The organism is Microvirga pakistanensis, from assembly GCF_004458765.1.
Classification (GTDB): domain Bacteria; phylum Pseudomonadota; class Alphaproteobacteria; order Rhizobiales; family Beijerinckiaceae; genus Microvirga; species Microvirga pakistanensis.
In genome coordinates, this window is the sequence record NZ_SPJX01000429.1 from 1 (window position 1) to 5266 (window position 5266).

The 5266-nt window shown below is 57.2% G+C and carries 5 protein-coding genes and 1 pseudogene; 2 read left to right on the forward strand and 4 right to left on the reverse strand.

What is annotated here, in order from left to right; translation table 11 throughout:
- The 4 genes and pseudogenes from E4K09_RS19725 to E4K09_RS19740 form a co-directional block, all read right to left on the reverse strand.
- A pseudogene (locus E4K09_RS19725) lies at positions 1–411 on the reverse strand (ATP-binding cassette domain-containing protein); the annotation flags it as partial.
- Between the two features lie 530 nt (positions 412–941).
- Positions 942–1529 carry a DJ-1/PfpI family protein gene (locus tag E4K09_RS19730; RefSeq protein WP_134499443.1) on the reverse strand — a complete coding sequence of 196 codons (588 nt, stop codon included), beginning with the start codon at positions 1527–1529 and terminating at the stop codon, positions 942–944.
- A 73-nt stretch (positions 1530–1602) separates the two neighbouring features.
- Positions 1603–2544 (reverse strand): substrate-binding domain-containing protein, encoded by a 942-nt coding sequence (locus E4K09_RS19735; protein ID WP_134499444.1) that lies wholly within the window; start codon positions 2542–2544, stop codon positions 1603–1605.
- 120 nt (positions 2545–2664) lie between these two features.
- Complete coding sequence (locus E4K09_RS19740; protein ID WP_134499445.1) at positions 2665–3387, reverse strand: GntR family transcriptional regulator; 723 nt, start codon at positions 3385–3387, stop codon at positions 2665–2667.
- A gap of 630 nt (positions 3388–4017) precedes the next feature.
- Between E4K09_RS19740 and E4K09_RS19745 the strand changes: the two genes are divergently transcribed.
- Together E4K09_RS19745 and E4K09_RS19750 are read left to right on the forward strand one after the other, a co-directional pair.
- Positions 4018–4866 (forward strand): alpha/beta hydrolase, encoded by an 849-nt coding sequence (locus E4K09_RS19745; protein WP_134499446.1) that lies wholly within the window; start codon positions 4018–4020, stop codon positions 4864–4866.
- Positions 4867–4900: 34 nt separating this feature from the next.
- On the forward strand, positions 4901–5266 hold a 366-nt coding region (locus tag E4K09_RS19750), incomplete at its 3' end, for an IS6 family transposase (RefSeq protein ID WP_134499447.1).

Here is a 5266-nt window from a genome sequence, read left to right on the forward strand (position 1 = left end):
CTTGTGAGGCACCAGCAGCGCACGGGCGATCTGCACGAGCTGGCGGTCGGCGATGGAGAGACGTCGAACCTCGATATCCGGATCGATCCGCGTGCCGAGCTCCGCCAGGATTCCGCGCGTGCGCTCGCGCATGGTCCTGTCGTCCACGAAGCCGAAGCGCCTGATCTCGCGGCCGAGAAACAGGTTCTGCGCCACTGTCAGGTCTTCTGCGAGGAGGATCTCCTGATGAACGAGAACGATGCCGTGGTGCTCCGCCTCCACCGGACCTGAAAAGGCGGTCGGTTGCCCGTGGAGAGATAGGCTACCTTTGGTGGGCGGGAGATGACCCGAGAGGATGCGCATGAGGGTGGATTTGCCCGCACCGTTCTCGCCGATGACCGCGTGAACCTCCCCGGGTCGCAGGTCGAGCGAAATGCCGCTCAGGACCTCGATGGGCCCGAAGGATTTCGAGATGTTCTCTGCGCGAAGAACGGGATCCATATGCTGCTCCGAATGAAAAGGATCGATCGTTGCCGCATAGGTGGAGACGGAGACTATGTGGCGCATGGAGCGACTTTGGAGTTAGATGATGGATGAGAGACTGCTGGCACTACTTCCTCCACGTACTAGGTGTATGCTCTTGCTTGGTTGCGCAGGTTAGGTCGGGACCTAAGCTAAACATCACCTCTGCCGGCATTGACGCCTATCAATTCCCCATGAATTCAGCATGCCGTTAGAGTCACCCTTAGAGACTGCTGCGCCTGAAGCGGGCTCTTGCTGCCTTACATCGCCACATCTCTGTTCGATGGACGGTCAAAGCTCAGGTGAAACAGGTTTCGTAGAAGTAATAGCTCCGAGCGCCGCGTCCACGAAGCGATATATTCTTGTGGGCGCGGCAATCAATACCTGTTAATACATAGGTCCATGGTCGCTACGTGGCCGAGCTCCCTATGCTGATGACATTAAGAGTGTCGGATCTCCGTACCGAGCACCTTGAGACACTCGCGCATAAAGGCGGCGAGGGCAGTCCATCCTGGTGCCGATACCATGTTCCCATCCACGTGCGCTTCAGTCGGACCCAGATCCACGTACTTGCCGCCCGCTAAGGTTACTTCGGGCTCGCAGTATTTAAGTGCCGATACGGAGCGACCACGGACCACTCCCTCGACGGCGATCAGGACCTGGACGCCATGACAAATTGTGAAGATCGGCTTCCGAGTCTCATGAAAATGGCGGACGATATCCTGTACCCGCCTGTCGATGCGAATATACTCGGGTCCACGTCCACCCGCCGAGTAGACAGCGTCGTACTCGTTCACATTGACCTCGGAAAAGGTCTTGTTGAGCACGTAGTCGTGCCCGAGCTTCTCGGTGTAGGTCTGGTGTCCCTCAAAATCATGCAGGGACGTTTTGATGACGTCGCCAGCCCGCTTGTCAGGACAGACGACGTGAACTGTATGACCAACCGCGTGCATCGCCTGCTCGAATACAAAGATCTCGTATTCTTCGCTGAATTCGCCGACGAGCATCAGAATTTTTTTTCCAGGCATCTTCTATTCCTCAAATTTGCAGAGATGGTCGAGGCACACCGGCCCGACCGGTGTGCTCTTACGGGGGCACTGATTAGAATGGAGAGTCAGGGAAATGGTATTCCTTAGCGTTCTCCTTAGTGATCAAAGGAGCATCGAGTTTGAGCGAGCCGCGAATAGGGGCCTGGCCGCTAAAGCGCGCAGCAGTCAGGTAAATGGCTGTCTTGATCATGCTCGGCGGATATGGCGTCTCGATAGGAGTCAACGGATCACCGGCCATCACCTTTTCAATGATTTGCTTCATGCCATTGCCGCCAAGGGCGAGCTTGATGTCTTTGCGGCCTGACTGCTTGAGGGCTTCGAGAACGCCGATCAGCATGTCATCGTCATTGGCCCATACAGCATCAATCTTCTTGTGCTTGGCGAGGAAGTCCTGCATCACCTTGAAGCCGTCATCACGGTTCCAGTTCGCATACTGCATGTCAATGATCTTGAGCTCCGATCCCGCAATGCCGTCCTGGAAGCCTTTGATGCGCTCTTCGTCAATGACTGTTGGAATGCCACGCAGGACGACAACATCGCCCTTGCCACCCAGAGCTTTCACCATGTACTCGGCTGTTGTTTTGCCGACGGCGATGTTGTCACCGGCAAGGTAAAGGTCCTGGATCGTAGGGTCGTTCAAGCCGCGGTCAACCACTGTGATGAACGAGCCTTGCTTCTTTACCTGTCTTACCGGCATGGTCAGCTCTTCCGAACTGAATGGCAGGATGACCAAGGCATCGATTTTGCGTTGAGCCGTGAGATCCTCAAGAGCGCTGGCCTGGGAGGCGGCATCGGGCGAAGTCTTCACCACAACATTAATGCTTGGGAAGGCTTTTTGGATCTCCTCCGCCGCCTTCTGAGCATGGTACACGACGCCTGCGGTGAACCCGTGGGTTGCCGCTGGAATTGAGACTGCGATCGTAGCTTCGGCAAACGCCGGCGCCGCTGTAAGGATGCCCATGGCACTAACGGCCACTGCTAATAGATGTTTCATGACGTTCCTCCCTAGTTGAGCCACCTTGCTTCTCATTCGCTAGGCTCATGCGCGAATCTCTTGTGATCCTTTTGGACGAGCATGCTGATGACTGAGCTTTGGTCCCGCCATCTGCTATTGTCAGTCCTCCTCAAGGGATGGACGGAGCCGGTCACGCGAGCGTTCTATGTGTTGTCGCATCGCGGTTGTGGCAGCGCCTCCGTCCCGCCTCGTTAAGGCATCTATGATTTGGGCGTGTTCTTGGAGTGCATCTTCCGTAACTCGTGAGTGGAAGAGCAAACGGAAGATATGGACGTGAATGTGGAGGCGCGCGAGAGACTCTCGAATGAGCTCGTTGCCGCTCCCCTTTATGATCCGCTCGTGGAACTCGGCGTCTTGACGGGCAAATTGACTGTAGCGAATGCTCTCGTCAGTAGCGTCGGCGCGCCGTGACATTGCTGCAGCAAGGTGCTTGAGCTCGCCGAGCGCTGTTTCGTCCATGAGCTCGGCCGCTCTGCCAGCTGCATGGGGCTCAAGCAGCAGGCGGAGTTCGTAGAGCTCGTCGAACCGCTTGCGCGTGAGCTGAGGTGCCGCGCTGTAACCGACGAGGTGGGTCTTCACCACCAAACCCTCGGCTTCAAGTCGGCTGAGAGCCTCCCGAATTGGGGTTTGCGAAACATTCAGCTCGCGGGCCAAGTTGTCCACTGTGATGCGTGCCCTAGGCGGGATCCGCAGCGACATGATTTGCCCGAGGACCACTTCGTAAACCTCGCTTGCAAGGCTCGGCCCGCGATGGGGCACTGGGCTGCGTGCCGTCTCACTGTCAGAAGCGTCCTTGTGGATGCCCAGGATGCGCCGCGCCATTAATTTCCCCCTTGACTGGAACAAGGACTACCACGACTGTTTAGAACGTCAATACGATATCCTATACGATTTTTGGTAGCAAATAGTGGTAGCCGCTTCGGAGCATGTTCAGAGCCTAACCCGACAGGTGCTCCTGAAGCATGATGTCCATGTCGCCTGTATTGAGATCCTGATGACGCCGAGGAGACCCGCCGTCGAGAGCTGGAAAGTTTCCCTCGCGCTGGCGGCTAGACGCATTTTCGTCGTGCGTTCGACTCTTGGGACACGGGCTGGAATCCACACCTCAGTGCCCCTTCAGGAAGAAGCCCGCATACTGCCAGGAGCCGTGATTACCCTTCAACAAAGCCCGGTCAATCGCGGGAAGCTGCAAAATCGCCGTACGCAAAGTCTCTCCACCTCGGACCTACATGGTATCGGCCAAGGAGCACTCGGCAACGCCGGTGACGTTGTGTCAGGCTGCCCCATGCAGTTTGTGGCCGCGATTCGCCTTACGAGGAGGTCTGAACCGCAGTGAGAAGCATTTCCTCTTAAGGGAGGATCGATGATCAATGCTCGCAGCGTCCTGCCGAGCGAAGGATTTCGCGACCGCCCTCCGGACCATCTATCACCCCTAGCCCGTGCGAGTGACTCATGAACATACGAGCGCAAGACCCGTTTCGGATCCGTGACCATGTCGCGGAATTCGACAACATCGTAGCATCTTTAAGGACCCGAAGTGCGGCAACCCGGGCACGGCTGCGATTTGAAACGGTCCGATACGGACCCTCACAAGACGAGACACTAGACATCTTCTTCCCGCGGCATCTCTCAAAGCCGGCTCCGGTGCATATTTTCGTGCATGGGGGCTACTGGCGAATGTTCTCCAAGGATGACTACTCCTATATCGCGGATACTGTAACTTCGATCGGGGCAATCGCCGTGGTCATTGATTACGCCTTGATGCCTCGCGTACGCATGATGACGCTGATCGATCAAGTCAGGGCAGCCACGGACTGGGTTATGGAAAACATTGCCTCCCGCGGCGGGGATCCGTCTGCCCTCACCGTGAGCGGCCATTCGGCAGGCGCGCACCTCGCCAGTTGGCTCTTCGACGAGCCTGAGACAGCCTCTCGCTTCAGGGTCAAGGCTGCCCTGCTGCTGGGTGGTATCTATGATTTGGCGCCGCTTCGTCACTCATTCCTTCAAGACGAGATCCACCTTACGGATGAGGAAGTGAAGCGCTGGACACCGATGGACCGTTCCTTCGCCCCGGTCGTCGACTGCGCGATCCTGGTGGGCGAGCAGGAGACCCACCCTTTCCATGACCAGGCGATGCGTTTCCAGCGCCATCTTGTTCAGCTAGGGGCAAGGGCAAGCCTCACTGTACTTAAAGGCGCAGATCACATGAGCAGCGTCCTGGACCTAGGGGCGCCTGAAACAGAAGCAGGATTAGCACTTACGAAGCTGGTACAGGGTACCCAGCGGGCATCGTCAGGTTAACCGGAGAGTGACCGGATCGAGGCATATGTGAGGGATGAAATTGACCCATCATCCTCGTTACGTTCGCCACCGCTTCCCGGCTGAAGTGATCAGCCATGCTGTTTGGTTGTACTTCCGGTTTCCGTTGAGCCTGCGGATGGTCGAGGAGATGCTCGCTGCTCGAGGAATCCTGGTCAGCCACGAGACAGTCCGGCAATGGGCGCTGAAGTTCGGCCAGAGCTTTGCCACCCAGATCCGCCGGCGTCTTCCGGCAGCAGGCGACAAATGGCACTTAGATGAGGTTGTCATCAGCATTGCAGGCCGGAAGCATTGGCTCTGGCGCGCCGTCGATCAGCATGGGATGGTGCTCGACATCCTGGTTCAGAGCCGTCGCAACGCGAAAGCCGCCAAGCGTCTGCTG

Coding starts and splice junctions, on each gene's coding strand:
- E4K09_RS19740 (WP_134499445.1), bottom strand. CDS start 3,387: ATGGCGCGGCGCATCCTGGGCATCCACAAGGACGCTTCTGACAGTGAG.
- E4K09_RS19745 (WP_134499446.1), top strand. CDS start 4,018: ATGAACATACGAGCGCAAGACCCGTTTCGGATCCGTGACCATGTCGCG.
- E4K09_RS19730 (WP_134499443.1), bottom strand. CDS start 1,529: ATGCCTGGAAAAAAAATTCTGATGCTCGTCGGCGAATTCAGCGAAGAA.
- E4K09_RS19735 (WP_134499444.1), bottom strand. CDS start 2,544: ATGAAACATCTATTAGCAGTGGCCGTTAGTGCCATGGGCATCCTTACA.